Source organism: Bacillus sp. TCT6, assembly GCF_056033845.1.
Genome location: NZ_JBVYHX010000001.1, coordinates 1701648 through 1719992, shown reverse-complemented (window position 1 = coordinate 1719992; position 18345 = coordinate 1701648). Strand labels below are relative to the sequence as shown.

At 33.4% G+C, this 18345-nt stretch carries 19 protein-coding genes; 5 read left to right on the top strand and 14 right to left on the bottom strand.

Going from position 1 to position 18345, the window contains the following annotated elements:
- Window positions 1–11 precede the first annotated feature (11 nt).
- The 9 genes from AC0ONG_RS08800 to AC0ONG_RS08760 form a co-directional block, all read right to left on the bottom strand.
- The gene (locus AC0ONG_RS08800; protein ID WP_001007566.1) at window positions 12–263 is read right to left on the bottom strand and encodes an EsaB/YukD family protein; all 252 of its coding nucleotides are present in this window, start codon (window positions 261–263) and stop codon (window positions 12–14) included.
- A gap of 4 nt (window positions 264–267) precedes the next feature.
- Window positions 268–771, bottom strand: a complete 504-nt coding sequence (gene essA / locus AC0ONG_RS08795; RefSeq protein WP_000595661.1) for a type VII secretion protein EssA — start codon at window positions 769–771, stop codon at window positions 268–270.
- Window positions 743–4519: a type VII secretion protein EsaA gene (gene esaA, locus AC0ONG_RS08790; protein WP_086398531.1), complete on the bottom strand. Its 3777-nt coding sequence runs from the start codon at window positions 4517–4519 to the stop codon at window positions 743–745. The genes essA and esaA overlap by 29 nt, the downstream gene beginning before the upstream one ends.
- 126 nt (window positions 4520–4645) lie before the next feature.
- On the bottom strand, window positions 4646–4942 hold the full coding sequence (locus tag AC0ONG_RS08785; RefSeq protein ID WP_000918601.1) for a WXG100 family type VII secretion target: 297 nt from the start codon (window positions 4940–4942) through the stop codon (window positions 4646–4648).
- Window positions 4943–5252: 310 nt separating this feature from the next.
- A complete protein-coding gene (locus tag AC0ONG_RS08780; protein ID WP_000584237.1) occupies window positions 5253–5681 on the bottom strand; it encodes a GNAT family N-acetyltransferase in 429 nt (142 codons plus the stop codon).
- 3 nt (window positions 5682–5684) lie between these two features.
- Window positions 5685–6050 carry a cupin domain-containing protein gene (locus tag AC0ONG_RS08775; RefSeq protein ID WP_000846433.1) on the bottom strand — a complete coding sequence of 122 codons (366 nt, stop codon included), beginning with the start codon at window positions 6048–6050 and terminating at the stop codon, window positions 5685–5687.
- Window positions 6051–6062: 12 nt separating this feature from the next.
- A complete protein-coding gene (locus AC0ONG_RS08770; protein WP_000221053.1) occupies window positions 6063–6548 on the bottom strand; it encodes a GNAT family N-acetyltransferase in 486 nt (161 codons plus the stop codon).
- The gene (locus tag AC0ONG_RS08765; RefSeq protein ID WP_000270898.1) at window positions 6545–7105 is read right to left on the bottom strand and encodes a 2'-5' RNA ligase family protein; all 561 of its coding nucleotides are present in this window, start codon (window positions 7103–7105) and stop codon (window positions 6545–6547) included. Before AC0ONG_RS08765 ends, AC0ONG_RS08770 begins: the two co-directional genes overlap by 4 nt.
- A gap of 6 nt (window positions 7106–7111) precedes the next feature.
- Entirely contained in the window at window positions 7112–7678 is a 567-nt protein-coding gene (locus AC0ONG_RS08760; protein ID WP_001181851.1) for a GNAT family N-acetyltransferase, read from the bottom strand.
- A 136-nt stretch (window positions 7679–7814) separates the two neighbouring features.
- Between AC0ONG_RS08760 and AC0ONG_RS08755 the strand changes: the two genes are divergently transcribed.
- A complete protein-coding gene (locus AC0ONG_RS08755) occupies window positions 7815–8441 on the top strand; it encodes a DUF1648 domain-containing protein (protein ID WP_001065176.1) in 627 nt (208 codons plus the stop codon).
- Between the two features lie 57 nt (window positions 8442–8498).
- On the opposite strand, the gene AC0ONG_RS08750 is transcribed toward AC0ONG_RS08755, so the two are convergent.
- Both AC0ONG_RS08750 and AC0ONG_RS08745 read right to left on the bottom strand, forming a co-directional pair.
- Window positions 8499–9626 carry a metallophosphoesterase gene (locus tag AC0ONG_RS08750; protein WP_000721389.1) on the bottom strand — a complete coding sequence of 376 codons (1128 nt, stop codon included), beginning with the start codon at window positions 9624–9626 and terminating at the stop codon, window positions 8499–8501.
- A gap of 181 nt (window positions 9627–9807) precedes the next feature.
- Window positions 9808–10230 carry a GNAT family N-acetyltransferase gene (locus AC0ONG_RS08745; protein WP_001101124.1) on the bottom strand — a complete coding sequence of 141 codons (423 nt, stop codon included), beginning with the start codon at window positions 10228–10230 and terminating at the stop codon, window positions 9808–9810.
- 129 nt (window positions 10231–10359) lie between these two features.
- On the opposite strand from AC0ONG_RS08745, the gene pdxR reads away from it, so the two are divergent.
- Window positions 10360–11775, top strand: a complete 1416-nt coding sequence (pdxR, locus tag AC0ONG_RS08740; RefSeq protein WP_081143887.1) for a MocR-like pyridoxine biosynthesis transcription factor PdxR — start codon at window positions 10360–10362, stop codon at window positions 11773–11775.
- An 89-nt stretch (window positions 11776–11864) separates the two neighbouring features.
- On the opposite strand, the gene AC0ONG_RS08735 is transcribed toward pdxR, so the two are convergent.
- Window positions 11865–12710, bottom strand: a complete 846-nt coding sequence (locus AC0ONG_RS08735; protein ID WP_000755126.1) for a YitT family protein — start codon at window positions 12708–12710, stop codon at window positions 11865–11867.
- 180 nt (window positions 12711–12890) lie between these two features.
- Window positions 12891–14099: a macrolide family glycosyltransferase gene (locus tag AC0ONG_RS08730; protein ID WP_000024469.1), complete on the bottom strand. Its 1209-nt coding sequence runs from the start codon at window positions 14097–14099 to the stop codon at window positions 12891–12893.
- Between the two features lie 390 nt (window positions 14100–14489).
- Between AC0ONG_RS08730 and AC0ONG_RS08725 the strand changes: the two genes are divergently transcribed.
- The 3 genes from AC0ONG_RS08725 to AC0ONG_RS08715 are packed head-to-tail and all read left to right on the top strand — an operon-like array spanning window position 14490 to window position 16985.
- A complete protein-coding gene (locus AC0ONG_RS08725; RefSeq protein WP_000941370.1) occupies window positions 14490–15368 on the top strand; it encodes a protein kinase family protein in 879 nt (292 codons plus the stop codon).
- A gap of 23 nt (window positions 15369–15391) precedes the next feature.
- A complete protein-coding gene (locus AC0ONG_RS08720) occupies window positions 15392–16279 on the top strand; it encodes a GNAT family N-acetyltransferase (RefSeq protein ID WP_000354635.1) in 888 nt (295 codons plus the stop codon).
- Window positions 16272–16985 (top strand): class I SAM-dependent methyltransferase, encoded by a 714-nt coding sequence (locus AC0ONG_RS08715; RefSeq protein ID WP_000038499.1) that lies wholly within the window; start codon window positions 16272–16274, stop codon window positions 16983–16985. The genes AC0ONG_RS08720 and AC0ONG_RS08715 overlap by 8 nt, the downstream gene beginning before the upstream one ends.
- Window positions 16986–17005: 20 nt before the next feature.
- On the opposite strand, the gene alr is transcribed toward AC0ONG_RS08715, so the two are convergent.
- Window positions 17006–18181, bottom strand: coding sequence for an alanine racemase (gene alr, locus AC0ONG_RS08710; protein WP_014895227.1), 1176 nt, complete (start codon window positions 18179–18181; stop codon window positions 17006–17008).
- Between the last annotated feature and the right edge of the window lie 164 nt (window positions 18182–18345).

Here is an 18345-nt window from a genome sequence, read left to right as displayed (position 1 = left end):
AAAAATATTCTTTATAAAACTTGCAAAATATCTCCATCTGTTATTTGGTGATCAATTAAACGATCATTATCTGTTAAAACAATTGACTTATTTTTCACTTTAATTACAAAATGTGAACCTTCATGATTATCAATCTTTAGCGTATCTAATAAGTTTTTCAATAAATATTTAATAGATTGGTGATTCGGAATACGCAAATCGTATGTATTTCCATTCCATTTATTAAAATCTACTGTGACATTAATATGTGTTTGTATTGCCATCGCTTTACCTCCAACTTTTACGAAGAACCGTATAAATACCGATGCAAATAAGTAGAATGCCACCGCCAAATAATAATATTATTGTTATACTAATTGGCTCTTCATTCATTGTTTCATTACTCGCTACTTCATCTGCACTTTTTCTGACAATGTATTCACTGCTAAACAAACTATTTTTCGTATCTTTAACACTATTATTCTCTTTTTGTTTTATAAAAAGAGAATCTCGCAGAGCTTCCATATCTTTTTGTTCTTTCTTTTTCTTTTTCTCAATTTCTTCTTCTATATCTTGGTTAAATAACTCAATTGATGCTTTATCTAATTCTGTTTCCTTATGTTCCTTTTTATTTTTTTCTTGGTCGCTTTCTTCAAGTCGATCCACTTTAAACTTAATCTTCCCATCATCACCAAGATAACTGTCAGCCGCGCTCCTTATCGGTAGCGCGACAAACAGTAAAAGGATAGAGAGAAATGATAACTTAGCCACTATGCTCCATTGTTTGATCATTTACTTCTTTTTCCTCCCATTTCTTATGCCATACAAATAGATTACTAACCAATCCAATAATGGCAATTACAAACAATACGACAAAAATAACTTTCCCAGTATCTTTACCACTAATAAAATCATTTAGAAAACTTTCTATATACTGAAGCGGTGAGAATTGACGTATCTTTCCGACAGAAGACATTTGATCTACTTTACTTCCAACTGCCTCAGTTAAAAATAGGTACATGCTTAAAAATACTAATAGTATAAACATTCCTACCATTTTTATTTGTCGTAATAAGTAGGTTGAGACCAATACAAACGCCATCATAATAAATGTGATGAACGCAATCCATAGTAAACTTTGATCCTGACCGAACTTTAAAAGACGCCCAGAAATGATACCTATACTAATTCCTTCCACAATTGATATACCGAAAGCTACTACTGTAGTTGGTACATTCATATCAATTAATGAGAATTTCTCTTCAAAATGATCCGATTGCATTCGTTTCTTTTCTTGATTCGCAATTGCGTATGCTGTAAATAATGCAACAATGAAACAAGTTAATACAATTAAGTACGGTGTAAAAGCATTACCTGCTACAATTACTCCATCATTTTGCTTTTGAACTGGACTAGCTAAAAAGTCATATAGCATTTCATTTTGACGATCTCCAATACGACTATTCGCTAAAATTTTCGTAAAGTTTTTGGAGAATGATTTATCATCTTCCATTTTCTTTGTAAAGTCATTTAATAATAAATCAGCTTTTGAAACAATTGTCGTTCCGCTGTCTTGAATTTCTTTTGCTTGTCCATTAATTTGATCAAATGTTTTATATACATCGTCTGAAGTTGCTAAACTATGCTTCGAACTTTCGACCAATGACTGACTTTGCATCATTAATGATTTAATACCAGAATCTAACGATAAAACAGCCGTTTGCTCACCAGCATGATTTGTTGTTACTACTTGCTGCTCTTCAACTAGCTTTAAGCTATTCTCACGCCATTTCGCTAAACCTTTTACATACTCTCCTAAATTTTCATTCATACTAGTTGCTTGTTGCGTCGTTCCATTTAATTTCTCCGCTAGTAGCATAGAATTTTGATCCGCACTAGTAATGGATTGTTGGTAAGAGTTTATTTTTTGTTTTAAACCTGACATATCTTGCTTTATTTCTGTAGTAATACTTGATGAAACAAGATTTGAAATTAAATCGATTAAGCTTTGTTTATTTAATACGTAGTACAAAGATTGGTCCGTCGCAATTGCATCTAAACTTCCCTCTTCTAACTTAGGACCTACATCTTTCGTTCTTAAATCAATCCCATAATACATTTCGTAAAGGCTCATTAAACCTTGATAACTTTCAACTGTATCTACTGCTTCTTTTATTAATACACTAGAAGTAATATCTGGTATTTTTTCTGTTTTTTGATGTATAACTTGATTCGTTGTACTTTCAATAACTTTACCGTTATCTGTTCCCGTTTCGCCTCCTGGATTTCCTCCGGTTCCGTTATCTGTTCCCGTTCCGCCTCCTGGGTTTCCTCCGGTTCCGTTGTCTGTTCCCGTTCCGCCTCCTGGGTTTCCTCCCGTTCCGTTATCTGTTCCCGTTCCGCCTCCTGGGTTTCCTCCCGTTCCGTTATCTGTTCCCGTTCCGCCTCCTGGGTTTCCTCCCGTTCCGTTATCTGTTCCCGTTCCGCCTCCTGGGTTTCCTCCCGTTCCGTTATCTGTTCCCGTTCCGCCTCCTGGGTTTCCTCCCGTTCCGTTATCTGTTCCCGTTCCGCCTCCTGGGTTTCCTCCCGTTCCGTTATCTGTTCCCGTTCCGCCTCCTGGGTTTCCTCCCGTTCCGTTATCTGTTCCCGTTCCGCCTCCTGGGTTTCCTCCCGTTCCGTTATCTGTTCCCGTTCCGCCTCCTGGGTTTCCTCCCGTTCCGTTATCTTTCCCTGTTCCGCCTCCTTGGCTTCCTTCATTATTGCCTGTTGTGTTTTCCATTTTTTTGATAATAGGTTTTTTAGCATTGTGTACTAACGGCATTATGCCATACTGTGATTTATGAACCACATTTTCCACCTTGCTATTTTCCGTTTGTGTTCCTTTATCTTCTTTATTAGGTTCTTCTTTCTCAGGACTAGTTTCTTTTGTATGAGTCCCACTCAATTCCCATTGCCACATTACAGGAGAGAAAACATCTATATTGATGTTTGGATCTTTTAACTTCACATGCAGATCAATCTTTATATCCCCTTCATTACGAGGAGCTATTGTAATTTCTCCTGCTTCGCTTTGTAGAAAGTCACTTGTACGATCCACATCATCAATATATAAAGCTTCTGTACTTCCATCTAATTTAAATTCTTCTGGAATCTTTATCTTCAAAATTTGCGGCGATTCCATTTTAATTACTTTCGCAGTATCACTAAATGTAATTCTCTCTGTATAAAGTCTATCCTTCACTTCTTTAATTGCGTTTCCTAAAGATATTTTATTTACAGGATCATAATAAAAATTATTTTCTTTATTATATTTTTTTGTAAATTGAATTACATTTTGCAGTTGTAATTTCGTTGCATCTGGTAAATCACTTTGACCGATTTCTTCCATGTTTAAACTAGGTAATTTCGCAATTAAATTCTCGATTTGTTTCTTTATTCGAGCATCTGGTTGTTTCATTAATGTATTTATGAAGATTTCTTGCTTTCCATCATTCGACATAGATTGCTTTAACTTCTTAATTACCGTCTCTTGAATATCACTTTCTAACTTTCCAGCAAGTTCTGTATCATATTCAGATACTTGTTTTTTTACATCTGCTAAATATTTTTGAACTGCTGAAGCATCAGTTAAAATATTTGGTTCTTTCTCTGAAAACGTAAATTGATTTGAAATACTTTTATTAGCTGATTCCAATGCACTTAATTGCTTTAAAGCATCGCCTGTATTCATATCATTCATATATTGATTGAATTGATTTGTGAAATTATTCGCTAACAAATTGTTATCAGTTTGCATTTTTTGAAAGTTATTAAAACCATCTAAGTACGTACTGTTAGATTTATTCCCTTCATCTAACGCTTGACCGAAACCTTTTAAAACATCCTGAAATCCTTTGAAACTATTAACAGAAACACCTGTATAATCTTGTACTGTTTTAAATTGATTTGTGTAATTTGCTAACGGACTATGTATATCTTTTTTATACATAGTTGTTTGAACGTTTCCTTTTTCAATTATTTTACCTATATTATCTTGTGCACCTTGTAGCTTACCGATAATACTCGCAAAATAAACGTCGATTATTTGCTTATTGAAATCTTCTAAAATAACAGAAGCTGTATTTTCTGCCTCAGCTTTCAAATCCTTATTCCCAGTTGCATTTACTTTGTAGTTTAACGTTAATTTCTCCGGAATCTCTGAATCAATCGCAACTGCTTTCCTAGAAAAATCATTTGGAATAACAATCATCATATTGTAATTATTATTTTTCAATCCATTTTCTGCTACCCCGCGACTAACTACGTACCATTCTTGTTTCGTATTTTTATTTACATTTTTAACAAATTGATCTCCAAACGCTATTTTATTGCCCTCAAAAACAGTGCCCTGATCTTCATTTACCAACGCAACTGTCATTTTTGGTGTAGTATTCTCATTAGCTTTCTTAACATTTTGATTTAATGCTAAATAGGAGACCCCTGTTGATAGTACAAGAGCTAAAATAATAAACAACAAGATGCTCCATTTGAACTTTTTCACAACTTATCACTCCTGCGACTGCGAGTCTATCTAATGAAAGACTTCGTATCTTACTCTAGTTTTAAAGTAATTTAGCCATACAACGTATGGTTGCATGGCTAAATTATATATTTCTTTTTATCTGTCTTATTGTAGACCGAAATTACGAGAAAGATCTTCGTCATGTCTAGCAACAGCTTCTGCAGTTTTATTAAGCTGCATATTAATTTCTTGTAATAACTGTGCGAAGTTTTGTACTTTTGGCTTTAATTGATTGAACTGTTGGTCAAAACCTTCGAAAGCACGACCTTCCCATTCTCCTCTTAATTCATTTTGTAAGTTTTGTAGTTGACGTAAAATGTCCTCAATTTGATTTGCACCCTGTCCATATCGAGTAGCTTTCGATTTAAGTTCCTCTGGTGACATACGAATTTGTCCTGCCATTATTAAATCCCCCTTAAAATTTAAAAATAGTAAAATTAACCAATAATTAATTCTACAAATTGATTATATCAATAATTTAAAAATTTCTAAACAAAAAAATGATATTTTTCCAAAATTTATCTTTTACTATAATAACGATATATTGTATAATAGTAATTTATTTATTTTTTAAGCATACTCTATCAATCTACTATAAAATAAAGGCAAACCATCTATTTTATATATTTATAAAGACTTATTGGCTTTAAATTCCAGCGATAAAGTAGCCACTAAATCATTATTTTCTCTTCTCCCATTCCGACTATAATACTCACTTCAAAGTCATAATTACCTGCCTTTCAACAAACCCAAACTCTTCGTACATCTCTTTTGCAAAATTCCCAGCAAATACATTCAACCTAATTTCTGAATACTTCTCCTTTAATTCCTTAATACCAGCTTCCATCAGTTCTCGCGATAATCCTCTCCCGCGATATTCTGGGAAAACGTACAATTCATATATAAATCCAAGTTTTTCACGAGAAAAATAGTCTGTATTTTCCCCTATTAATATCCATCCCATTACTTTATTTTCTTCTTTAATGATTAAATAGTATGCTCCTTTTTCTACAATCGGCTTTGTAATTTCAATCGCTTTCTCGGTACTTAATTGACAATTCCCTCTCGTCCCTTCAAAAAGCGATTGAGCCGCATATTTTAATATTTCATTGGTATCTTCTTGATTCGCCTTAATTATCATTTTTCACAACTCCCCTTGAATAATAGGCATTACTATCCCTTGTTCAAGATTCTCCGCTTCCATAACAATTGCCGTTAATCCTTGTTCTGTACTTGTTTCATGAAGCTCTCCCTTCTCCCAAAACACAGCTTGTCCCGCCTCTATCTTTACCTTTTCCTTATTTGCCCCACACACATATCCTACTCCGTCCACAATAAGAAGCAGTTGAGATACAACTGCTTCATGACATCCGATTATTCCATTGGCTTGTAAATGCATAGCACCGATATGTACATTTCCTTGATGGTTTACTATTTTCGACATGATGAAATTAGATTGAAATACTGATAAGTGCTTTCCTACTTTTTCACTAAAATCAAAAGTTTTCATTACTAGTCCTCCTTATACGTATAAAACCATCCTTACTGTCTGCATCATATGTCCTTCAAAGTCTTCTTCAAATTGCTCTAATTCAGCAAAACCTTTCGCTTCATAAAAGCGTTTTCCTTTTTCATTTGCAGCTTCTACATGTATGTACAATTTCCGTATCCCATTTAATGCCTTAATCCCTCTTTGTAATAAAGCACTTCCGATCCCTTTTCCTTGCTGATCTGGTAACAAATAAATTGCCCCTAATTCTGCTTCGTTTTGTAGTCTAACAGGTGAAAAGTTCGCAAATCCTATTACTTCTCCCTCTTCTTCCGCAACGAATAAATGTGTATTTTTAAGGCGATATTTCATTTTTTCATCAGAATATGCCTCGTCTAAAAAACTATCTTGAATCTCTCTCGGGATAATGCCTTCATATGTATCATGCCAAGCTATTTTCGCTACTGATTGTACAGCCTGAATATCTTCTTGCTTCATTTCTCTAATTATATATGTCATCTCGATGTCTCCATTCTCTTTAAATTATATTCTGCTAATATACTAGAAGAAACGGCAGAACCATTTTCATAATTGACCTTAATTAATTTTAACTTTTCAATCGAAGCTGTTGTAACATCAAAATTCTCATATATATACTCCATCACACTTAAAAAATGAGTTGAATTCAAATGATTCGCAATCGTGCAATGCGGAACCCATTTTCCTGGTACATAATATGAATTTGAATTATCATGAAAAGTTTTGAAATGATCATGATAAAAATGATGAAGTCTCAATAAATCATCGGTAACAGTCGGCGCTAGAAAAACCGTACCGTTAGTAGGAAAAGTTCCAACAGAAGGAAAAGTGACTGCAGACATGTTTTCTTGAATAGCTACAAATTCCTTTAATTTTTCAATATACAAATTAACATCCAACTCATTATAATCCGCAATCGTTATATGAGGTTCTACTCCAGCTAATTGATTTGTTCCAATTACATTTGTTAATTTATTTTGTAATTCTGTAATTTTATTAGTAAACACACGATCAAATGTAGCAATGATAGCGTACAATCTTTCTCACCCCTTCGTTACACATAGCGCTTCCCATTCTTCACGAATCATGCCCATTCGAATAGAATCATAGTATGTTCCGTTATAATAACGACACTTTCGCATTCTACCTTCTAAGCTCATTCCTATTTTCTCTGCTACTTTCATCATTCGTTCATTGCCAGACCAAGTCGTGATTCCTACTCTACCAATCTCCATTTTTTCAAATAGCAAATCTCTATATAATTTCAATGCTTCTGTACCATATCCACCATTCCAGTATGTTGGCTCATAAATCACAACTCCCATCTCTAACCAACGCGTCATTTTATATTCCCAATAAAACCCGACTGTCCCAATGATTTGACCGTTATTTTCTATAATTAAATTTGACAGTGGTTCTTCTTTCAAACGATTTTGCATCTTCTCTTTATAAGAAGAGTATTCTTGCATTGAGAACGGGAAATATGGCGCATCCCATTTCTTCCATTCTGGGCTTTCTTCTTTAAATATGATATTCCATAATGTTTTTATATCCGATTCTTCTATTGTACGAATTGTAACTTTCTTCCCCTTTAATACAACGTTTTGCATAATTCCCTCCTGCATTCCTCTTTATTTCATATATAATTATAATGTTTTTTCAGAAAAATCAAAACTAATATCATATATTATATTGTATAATTTTGTTATTAGATACCAATTATTGATTTAGAAAGCTGGTGATTCAGTGAATAATCGATTTAGTATTGCTTTATTTCTCACTATTGTTACCACAAATATTATTCTATATTTCTTCTTACCATCAAATATTGTTACGAAATGGGACTTCAATGGAACGCCTACATCAACAATGGATAAAAGCACTTTTGTAATCGTAAATATAATTATATGTTCCTTCTTATTCTTTATATTTTTAGCTTTATCTAAAGCAGCGAGTAACCAGAAATTTCTCCATTGGATCGGCAACACAATATTACTATTCTTATTTTTTGTCGATATTGTCATCGCCCTCATTGCTCTTGGCTTTTCACTCCCTCTTGATCATTTCATATTTTTAGCATTAGGGCTTTTATTTATATTAATAGGTTATTTCAGTTCCAAAATTGATACGACTAAATCAACCGTTTCATTAGAATGGAATGATAAGCACCTTGAAAAAAGAGCTTTAAATATTAGTAGTATTTCAATGATGATAGCAGGGATTTTTTTAGCGATACTTCCTTTTATCGTTTCTGCTCCCTATAGTGGTTATGGCATACTAGCAATTCTTTTAGGAATGACGCTTATCATTCTGCCGACTACGATTTATTTACTTATTAAAGACAGCAAGCAGTCCACTAATTTAAAAGGTTAATTGAAATATGTGATTGTAAAATAGGTAATAAAAAATAGGAGGTTATCCCCTCCTATTTCAGCTCAATATATTATTTCCCTTTTTATTCACCTCAAGCAAAATCCCTTTCTCTATCCAACCCTCTACGCCATCTTTTTTAATTAAATCATATCCTGAACAGCTATCATCAATGAGAGAAACGATATCTCCCTTCCTAACGCTTATTTGCGCACAAGAAATATCGGTTTTCACTGTATATTCACCTGACTCAAGTTGTTTCATATATTCATTTTTTACAGTGAGCAAATTATTCGTTTCCTTTTGCTTACATACGGTGTAATCTTGCATCTTCTCGATAGGCTCTATGTAATAATACGGATATGTCACTCCGCCCTGCATTTCTGAATTCGCATTAAAATCCGCTATTACTTCATACTGTGGGAAATAGTCTACATATGTATAAGAAAATGTATCGCCCGTTTGTTTCCTCTGAATAATAAATGCATTTAATTGTCCTGCTTCTTTAATTGCATTTCCTCCATCAATTGCAATAATTTTTTTCTCCTCATCAATAACTGGATTGTTAGACGGTGCTTCTTCAGAATAGTTCACGACTGGCCAATGACCAACTATTACATACTTATTTGCTTTATGTGATTTATAAAAAAACTCCGGCATTGCTATCGCATTTTTGCGCTCTGTTTCTTTCCAATCTACTCTATCTTCTAGCCCTGCATGCACAAAAATATAATCTTCTGTTTCAATCGCTGTTGGCAACTCCGTTAGCCAATATAGTTCTTGTGAAAATTCACTTAGCAATGCTTCTTTCACTTCACGAATTGAAGTACCTTCATGAACTGAAAAATCCAATTGCTCTAGCCATTCATTAAAAATTGAATGCTTCCTCGTACATAAATAATTAATAAGACGAGGATTTTCATTTAGAAGAGCATCAACTAAAACTTCACAATTCCCTTCAACAACGTGAACCTTTGAATTGTTCTTTACAAGATTCATAACGTAGTTTACTACACCTACGCTATCTCGTCCTTTCTCGCAAAGATCTCCATTAATAATTAAATAATCTTCATCTTTAAAGTTAACTTTATGTAGTGCTTCTTTTAAAAGATTTAATTCTCCATGAATATCCGATATGACAATAACTCTAGCATCATTAGGGATTGATAGTTTCTTTATTTTTTTCAAGTATAAGCGCTCCAATCATTCTCTTTATTATTACTTAAAACAATTCGATACAATAACACTATATAACCTTTTCAAATACATATACCATAACTTACAACCTATTTACGGTTCAATAATAACTTGAGAAATAATAATAAGAAGAAGCTGTTCCCAACTTTTCGAGACAGCTTCTTCTTCTTATTTATAATTCTTTATGAAAAGAATAACTCACCTTATCATACCCTTCTCTTTCATAAAAACGATGAGCATCAATTCTTGAAAATGCTGACGTGAGGGTGATAGACTCACATCCGTTTTCCTTTCCCCAGTTCTCTATATACGAAAGTAATACATTTCCATGTCCTTTTGAACGATGTGCGTCTGCCGTTACAAGGTCATATACGAAAACGTGCTTCTTATTATAAAAGTTCGTACAAATCGCTACACCTGCAAGGCTAACAACTTCATCATCTTCATTACGCAGCGAGAATAGTTTATAATTTTCTTCTTTCATATTTCGAAATAAAGTGCCTGTTTCCTCTTTTGAAAGTTGTGTTCGTAATTGCTGTAAAACAGGTAATACTTCATGTAATTGCTCTTCTGTTACTACTTCTTTAACATTCATTTTTAACTCTCCCTTAACTATTTATTTAATTTTCTAAATGTTATATCATTATTATAGAAAGTGACTGCCCTTTACTTAAGTGGCAGTTTCAGTATTTTTTATAAGGTCAGTTTTAAAGGAGAGTTTTATATGGATTTTACTATCCCATTGCAATTACAAAGTAACACACCTATTTACTTGCAAATTTACGAATATATAAAAGCTGAAATTATACAAGGGACTATTTCTGTTGGCACACGTCTACCCTCACACAGAAATTTAGCATCACAACTTAATATTAGCCGCATTACTGTTGAATCAGCTTATCAACAATTATTAGCTGAAGGTTATGTAGAAAGTAAACCGAAACGTGGTATTTTTGTAGCAAATTTCGATATTGACGTTATCCCAAATAAAAAACGAAATGCAGCAAAGAAGACGAGCAATTTGATAGACGAAAAATTCGAATACGATTGTAGCCAAGGGCTTATTGATCAAAATAAATTTCCGATTACAAATTGGAAACGGGCATTACAAGAATCCATACTTACATACGAAAATGCACTATTTGCCAAAGAAGACCCTCAAGGTGAATTCGCTCTTCGAGAGCATATATCAACATATTTATATCATTCTCGCGGTGTACATTCTTCACCTGATCAAATTGTGATCGGTGCCGGAACGCAGCCACTTCTCTGGTTACTACTTCAACTGCTTGGCCCTACAAAAGAATACGGCATTGAAAACCCTGGATTTCACCGTATACACGCAATCATTAAAAGCTGTGATAGACAAATCCATCCCATACCATTGGATGAAAAAGGGATTAATATTTCTAGCTTATACAATACAAATGCCAATGTCGCATACGTTACACCATCACACCAATTTCCACTTGGGATTATTATGCCTTTACCTAGAAGATTAGAATTGTTAAAGTGGGCTAATGATTGCAATGGATACATTATTGAAGATGACTATGACGGAGAGTTTCGCTACGCTGGTAAGCCGATTCCTTCTTTACAAAGTCTTGATTCAAATGAACGCGTTATTTATATGGGGACTTTCTCAAAATCTTTTTTACCTTCTTTACGAATGGGATATGTTGTTTTACCACCACATCTTTTAAAAATATATCAAGAACTGCATGGAATTTTTAAACAAACAGTGGCTACAATACAACAACTTGCTTTTGCTAACTTTATACAAAGCGGGAATTGGGAACGTCACCTTAATCGGAGTCGTACACTATATAAAAGAAAACATCATGCGTTAGTAAAATCCATTATGAAAGAAATGGGGGCTAATGTTCAAATTCTTGGCGAACAGTCCGGACTTCATATTGTATTATGTGTACATAACAGTATGAATGAAAATGAACTGATTGAATCCGCTAAAAAACAAAGCGTTAAATTATACCCACTTTCTCCATATGATTTCATGAATGATTTACGCAAGGAATCATATGTATTACTCGGTTTTGGTAGTATTCCGGAAAATAAAATTGAGACGTTGGCTACATTATTGAAAGACGCTTGGTTCCCTAGTTGCAAGGAAACTTGTTAACAGTGGGTTTAACTTGTAACATACTAACAATTCAACAAAATAAAAAAGAAGGTTGTTCCAAAATAACTTTTTGGACAGCCTTCTTCTAGTTACTCACCTGACCTAGCTTTCCTTCCCGGACGTTTCACACCAGTCGTTTCTGTTGAATAGGAAGCTTCAATTATAGCGGTTGGATCTACAGAGAGAACGAGATCTTTCATTTTCGGATAAATGAATCGGTTTGTAATGCAATAAATGATTCTCTTATGCTCCCCTAAAAAACCACCTTCTCCATGTAGATACGTAACAGATAGTTGCAATTCTTTCATAAGTAAATCGCCTATTTCTTTATTCTTACCAGAAATAATCATAACGCTCTTACCTTGATTAATACCATCTAATATAAAATCAATCATCTTCGTAACAATATAGAAAATTGCTAATGAGAACATCGCTTGTTCGATTGAAAATAAAATTGCAACAAAGATGAAAATAACTGCATTTACTGCAAGTAAAAATGTACTAATTGGTACATTAAAGTGTTTATTCATCCAAACTGCTAACATTTCCGAACCGTCAATTGCTCCACCCATTTTAACAACAATCCCAACACCAATTCCGAACAGCACTCCACCATAAAGTACAATTAATAACTCAGAAGTCGTAATTGCTGGAAATGGTTTTAAATAAATTAATCCGAGTGTTGTAACTACATTCGCATAAGATGTACGGATAAAAAATTTCTTTCCCATTACTTTTGCAGTAAATAATAAAATTGGGATATTAATTCCTAAGAAAACGCCATAAAGCGGCAATCCTGCAACTTTATTTGCCATAATAGCAATAGCCGTTACCCCGCCATCTACTAATCCATTAGGTGCTAAAATAAGCTCTAATGAACCTGCTACTATAATTGAGCCAATTGTTAATAATACGTATTCAAATACTTTCTTCATTCATTACCCCCAAAGCTTATATATTTTCTTAGTATTATTTTAACGTAATTTTTCTGCTAAGACAAAGATATCAGTTTATATACACAAAAGTTTCACCTTTATCGCTATTTTTATGTAACACATTTAGCGCGTAATACTAGAAACACACTTACCAATTAAAAGTAAGTGTGTTTTTAACATCTATTTAATCTTTACGTACGGCTTCATTTTTAATTCAAGTATTTCCTCAACTGCCCTTTGATATCCACCAGCATTTCTAAGCGACTCTCCCACTTTACGACTATTTTCCTTAAACGTCACATCATCCATTACTTTCTTTACAGTCTCACATAACAATTCAGAAGTTAACTCGTTACGATTAAGTCTTATGCCTGCCCCTACTTCAGTCAATCGTTTTGCAACGAATGGCTGATCTCCTGTTACCGGAATTACAACTAATGGAACACCGTAATATAACGCTTCACTCGAACTATTCATACCACCATGTGTCACGAATACATCAGCATGCTGTAAAACTTCTAATTGCGGGACATAATTATACAACTTAAAGTTTTTCGGGATATTTTCAAATTGACTTATATTTATCTTCTTACCAACGACTAATACGACTGTCGCATCTACATCTTTAAACGCTTCAAAACACTTTTCATACAGAGCAGGTTGCTCATTAAAAACTGTTCCCATAGAAATGAAAATTACTTTTTCATTTTTTAAATCTTCAGTAGGAAAACTCCCCACTTCTTTTCGAGTAGCAATTGATGGACCTACAAATTTATACGATTCATCAAATACATCTGAACGCGGCTGATATTCTTTTGAAGTATATACAATCGTAATATCACCAGGATGGTTCATAATATCATACATACTATTACATTTCATTCCATACTGCTTATTCCATCTTTCCATTCCCGCTAAACAAGATTGATATAATGGATTCATTTCATCTACTTGTCTCGATTCTTGCCCATCATGAAAATTAATGTACTGATTAACAGCAAACGTTGTACAAGATGAAACGCTTGGTAATTGTAAAATATTCGCTATAATACGTCCTACTGGAAAATGATTATCATATATTAAATAATCGTATTTTTCCTCTTTTGTTTCCTCTACAATTTGAGTAACAATACGCTCTGATGCTTCAATCATATGAGATAGCATCGTCAAAGGGCTCCCACCTTCATTTACTCGTTCCATAATATTAATTTGAGAGAGAAAATTCTCAAACACTCGGAATTCCGCACCTGTTGCTTCAACCTTCTTTCTATAATCTTCAATACAATAAGAAACAACTGTTTCCCCTCGCTGAATTAACTCACTTACAATAGCTAAAGTCGGATTAATATGACCTTCCCCAGGGAAATTTATTACGAGTACATTTGCCATAATATTCTCTCCTATCCATTTAATATAATAAAATTAACAATTAATTATATTAATTAATTTAAATCTATTATAAATGAATGCATTCTACTTCTTCATGCTTTTCTCTTCATTTTATTATTGAGAAATATTTTCAATAGTCTACATTATTATGATTCACAATCTTATAAACGAATGCTTAATTCTACTTTTACTCTTCATAGCTTTAAAGATACGAGCTTTACATTCAAATACTATCACTCTGTTTTTTTTGACAATTCACACAAAAATGGAGAAATATAATATTTTTAATAAGTTCTCACTATAAATGTAACTATGATTTCAATTTTTTATCTTTATCCCCATAACACATCACCTGTTATATAATAAATTTACAGAAAAAGAGGTCTTTTCATGTTACAACAACTATTCAATTCACCTATTCTATCCGTTCAAGCCTTGCACCCAGGTTATGAAGATCATGCAAGTGATGTTTTTCTCGTTCAAACAGAAGATACAGAAGTTATCGTTCGTGCTTCTAAAATGAATGAAGAACCAAATAATGATTTTTGGTGGGGATGTAAAAATTTATTTGGAATTGATCCAAGGAACGTCCATCATTTAGAAACGGTACATACATTGTTGCAAGAACATACGAATCTTCCTATCCCAACAATATTAGAAAAACATGTTTTAAATGGCCGTGAATTTGTGGTGGTTGAAAAGTTAGTAGGTAACACAGTTCAATCTTTTATCGAGCAACCAGATTCTATTTTATTCAGCCTAGGAAAAGGACTTGCAGAAATACATAAATTTAAAGCCGATTTCATAGGAAATCCGTCAGGCACGTTCCAAGTTCCACTAGATGAATTCCAATCACATATTTTAAACGTAAGTAAAGAGCTTGTGAATATGTTTTATTCTGATGATGAAAGCATACAAAATGCATTCCCTACCTTTGAATCACAACTTTCTTCCCTGTCCGTACCAAAGGAATCTACACTCGTCTTAATTGATATGGATCCTACTCAATTTTTATCTGACGGTACAACTATTACGGGTTTAGTAGATACTGAAGCTTACGCTGTTGCTCCGCGAGAGCTTGATTTTATCGGACTAGAATATGTACTTACCGAAAAAGAAGCACATGCCTTTCAAAGTGGTTACGAAACAATTATGTCTATTCCTCACTTAGAAGAATATAGACAGCCTTATCGTTATTTATACCGACTGTTATCTGTGCAAGGTAATGTGGAATTAAAGAAATGGTTAAGTCACCCATCCTATTTTTAAATACGAATGAGAGGGATTATACAATGGATATTCGGAAAAAGCGTTCTGTAACAGAAAGTGAAATACAGCAAATGAAGGATTTGGCTTATATTTGTGGGCAACAAGACAACCTTGATTACTCTTCAAATTTACATATCAACTTTTTAAAAAATCGAAATGAAGATTATATAAACGATTTTCTTCTTTATAACAGCACTCAATTAATTGGCGCTTTAAATATGTATGATTTTGAAAGACCAACAAAGCTTGAACTAATAGGCTTTGTACATCCTCATTTTAGAAAACAACGTTTCGGAACTATCCTTTTACAAACTGCAATGAAAGAAATACAAAATAGAGAGACAGATGAAGCTCTTCTTATTATCAATGGGGATTCTATTTCTGGGAATGAATTTGTAAAACATATGAAGTTACCATATTTATATAGTGAATATAGTATGGAGTTCAAGACAAACGAACTTCAAAAAACAACAGATAATAATATACAGCTTACTCTTGCAACTTCAGAATCACTTCTTGATCTTATTGAAATTTCTAGTAAAGCTTTTGGTGATTCAGTAGAAAATACGGCTACATGGTTACAAAAAATGATGACTTCACCTTCTCATAAAGTTTACAGTGCTCTTGTCGATAAAAAAATGATAGGAACGATTACAGTTACTGAGCAAGATCATTCTACTATATTATCAGGATTCGCTGTCCACCCTTCCTATCAAGGTAAAGGCTACGGTAAAGCTATTTTAAACTATATGACACATAAGCTCTTCACAAATGGTGCTACAACAATTGAATTACAAGTTGAAACAAAGAATAACAATGCTTTGAAGCTTTATACACAATGCGGTTTTGAAATTATGATGAAGCATGATTATTATAATTTAATGAATAGCAAGGAGAATATTTATGTCTAAAAAACTTATTTATTCTAATTATGATATTTTCGCATCTATTTATAATAAACATTGGGGGCATTTTTCTGAACACTCCTATCCAGCTTTTGAACAACTCGTTTTACAATATGCACAACCACGTTCTCATATTTTAGATCTTTGTTGCGGGACTGGTCATCTTACTAGGAAACTACTTGATCATAATTTTGTAGTAACTGGTATAGATGGTTCTACTCAAATGATTGAGTATGCACGTAAAAATGCGCCAGATGCAACCTTTATCGTCGATGACGCTCGCTATTTCAATATAAATGAGCAATTCCACTACGTCATCTCTGCCGGTGATAGTTTAAACCATATTATGAATTTAGATGAACTAAAAAGTGTGTTTCAGAAAGTTTACTCCGTATTACATAACGAGGGTATATTCGCATTTGATATGAATATGGAAAAAGGATTTCTTAAAAACTGGATTGCTTCATTTCATATTTCAGAGAAAGAATATGTTTGTACGATTGATTCTACATATAATAATGAAAATAAAAAAGCAGAAATGAACTTTATACTATTTCACCATGACATAGATAATAATTGGACAAGAAGTGACTTTTCTTTTGAAGAAGCTTGTTATTCCAATGAAGAAATAATTTCTTCATTGGAATCCGTAGGTTTTAAGAACATTCAATTCCACGGTACAAATAGAGCATTTTTCACTTGCCAAAAATAAAAAAACTGAATCGAAATGATTCAGTTTTTTCTTAATATATTTACAACTGCAGTTGTTTCGTCATTTTCTTTATAGACACGCGGAATTCTTCTATCTAGCATACATGTAACTTCATAGTTTATTGTACCTAACATATCCGCTATTTCTTCTACTGCGATATTTTCTTCACCTTGTTTACCGTAGAATACTACTTCGTCTCCTACTTGTACTGGCATCGCTTTTGAAACATCCAGCATTAACTGATCCATACAAACACGGCCGATAACAGGTACTCGAATCCCGTTAATTAACGCATAGCCTTTATTAGATAATTGACGATTATAACCATCAGCATAACCAATTGGTACAGTCGCAATCCATTCTTCACCAGTTGTTACATACGTATTCCCATAACTTACACCGCGATTCTTCTTCGCATGTTTAATATGAGCTACTTTTGATTTTAACGACAACGCAGGCTGTAAAGAAACGATTGTATGATCCACTTCTTTTGACGGATACATACCGTATACTCCTATTCCAACGCGTACCATATTTTGAAATGTGTTACTTAATTCCATTGATCCTGCACTATTTGAACTATGAATATATGGTATTTGAATTCCTAATTCTCTCGCTGTATTAACAGCTTTTTCAAATAAACTTGTTTGCATATTCGTATATGATTTATCGATTTCATCTGCCGTAGAGTAATGCGTAAATATCCCTACTACCTCTACATACTCCATACGGTTTAATTCTTCTAAAAATGGTTTAACCTCTTCTTCTTGTAAACCGATACGACTCATTCCTGTATCAATTTTCACTTGAATTTGTACTTTCTTTTGAAGACGGTTTGCAATTTCATTTATACCATGTAAATCTTCTACTCTATAAACAGTCATCATAACGTCATATTGAATTACATCTTCTACAGCCGCAACTGGTGTGTATCCTAAAATTAAAATCGGCACAGTAATTCCTGCTTCTCTTAATTCTATCGCTTCATCTACAAATGCAACTGCAAGTTGATTTATTCCTGCTTCAATTGCAGCTTTGGCAACTTCAACTGCCCCATGGCCATACCCATTCGCTTTTACAGCAGCCATCATCTTAATTTTTTCATCATTTACATGTTTTTTAAATTCGTTTACATTATGTTTTACAGCATTTAAGTCAATTTCTACAATTGTATCTCTTCCATATTTCAAACTCATTGGTCTAACTCCTAACTCAATAATTGCATTCCATTCTATTTCACGTTTCATATGACCTTTTACAATATAATACTTTTCATTATGCTAGTCAAACTACTAGAATTTTCGGAATTTTGAGTATGATATAATATCCTCAAGAAACTATTATATACGGAGACGAGGAG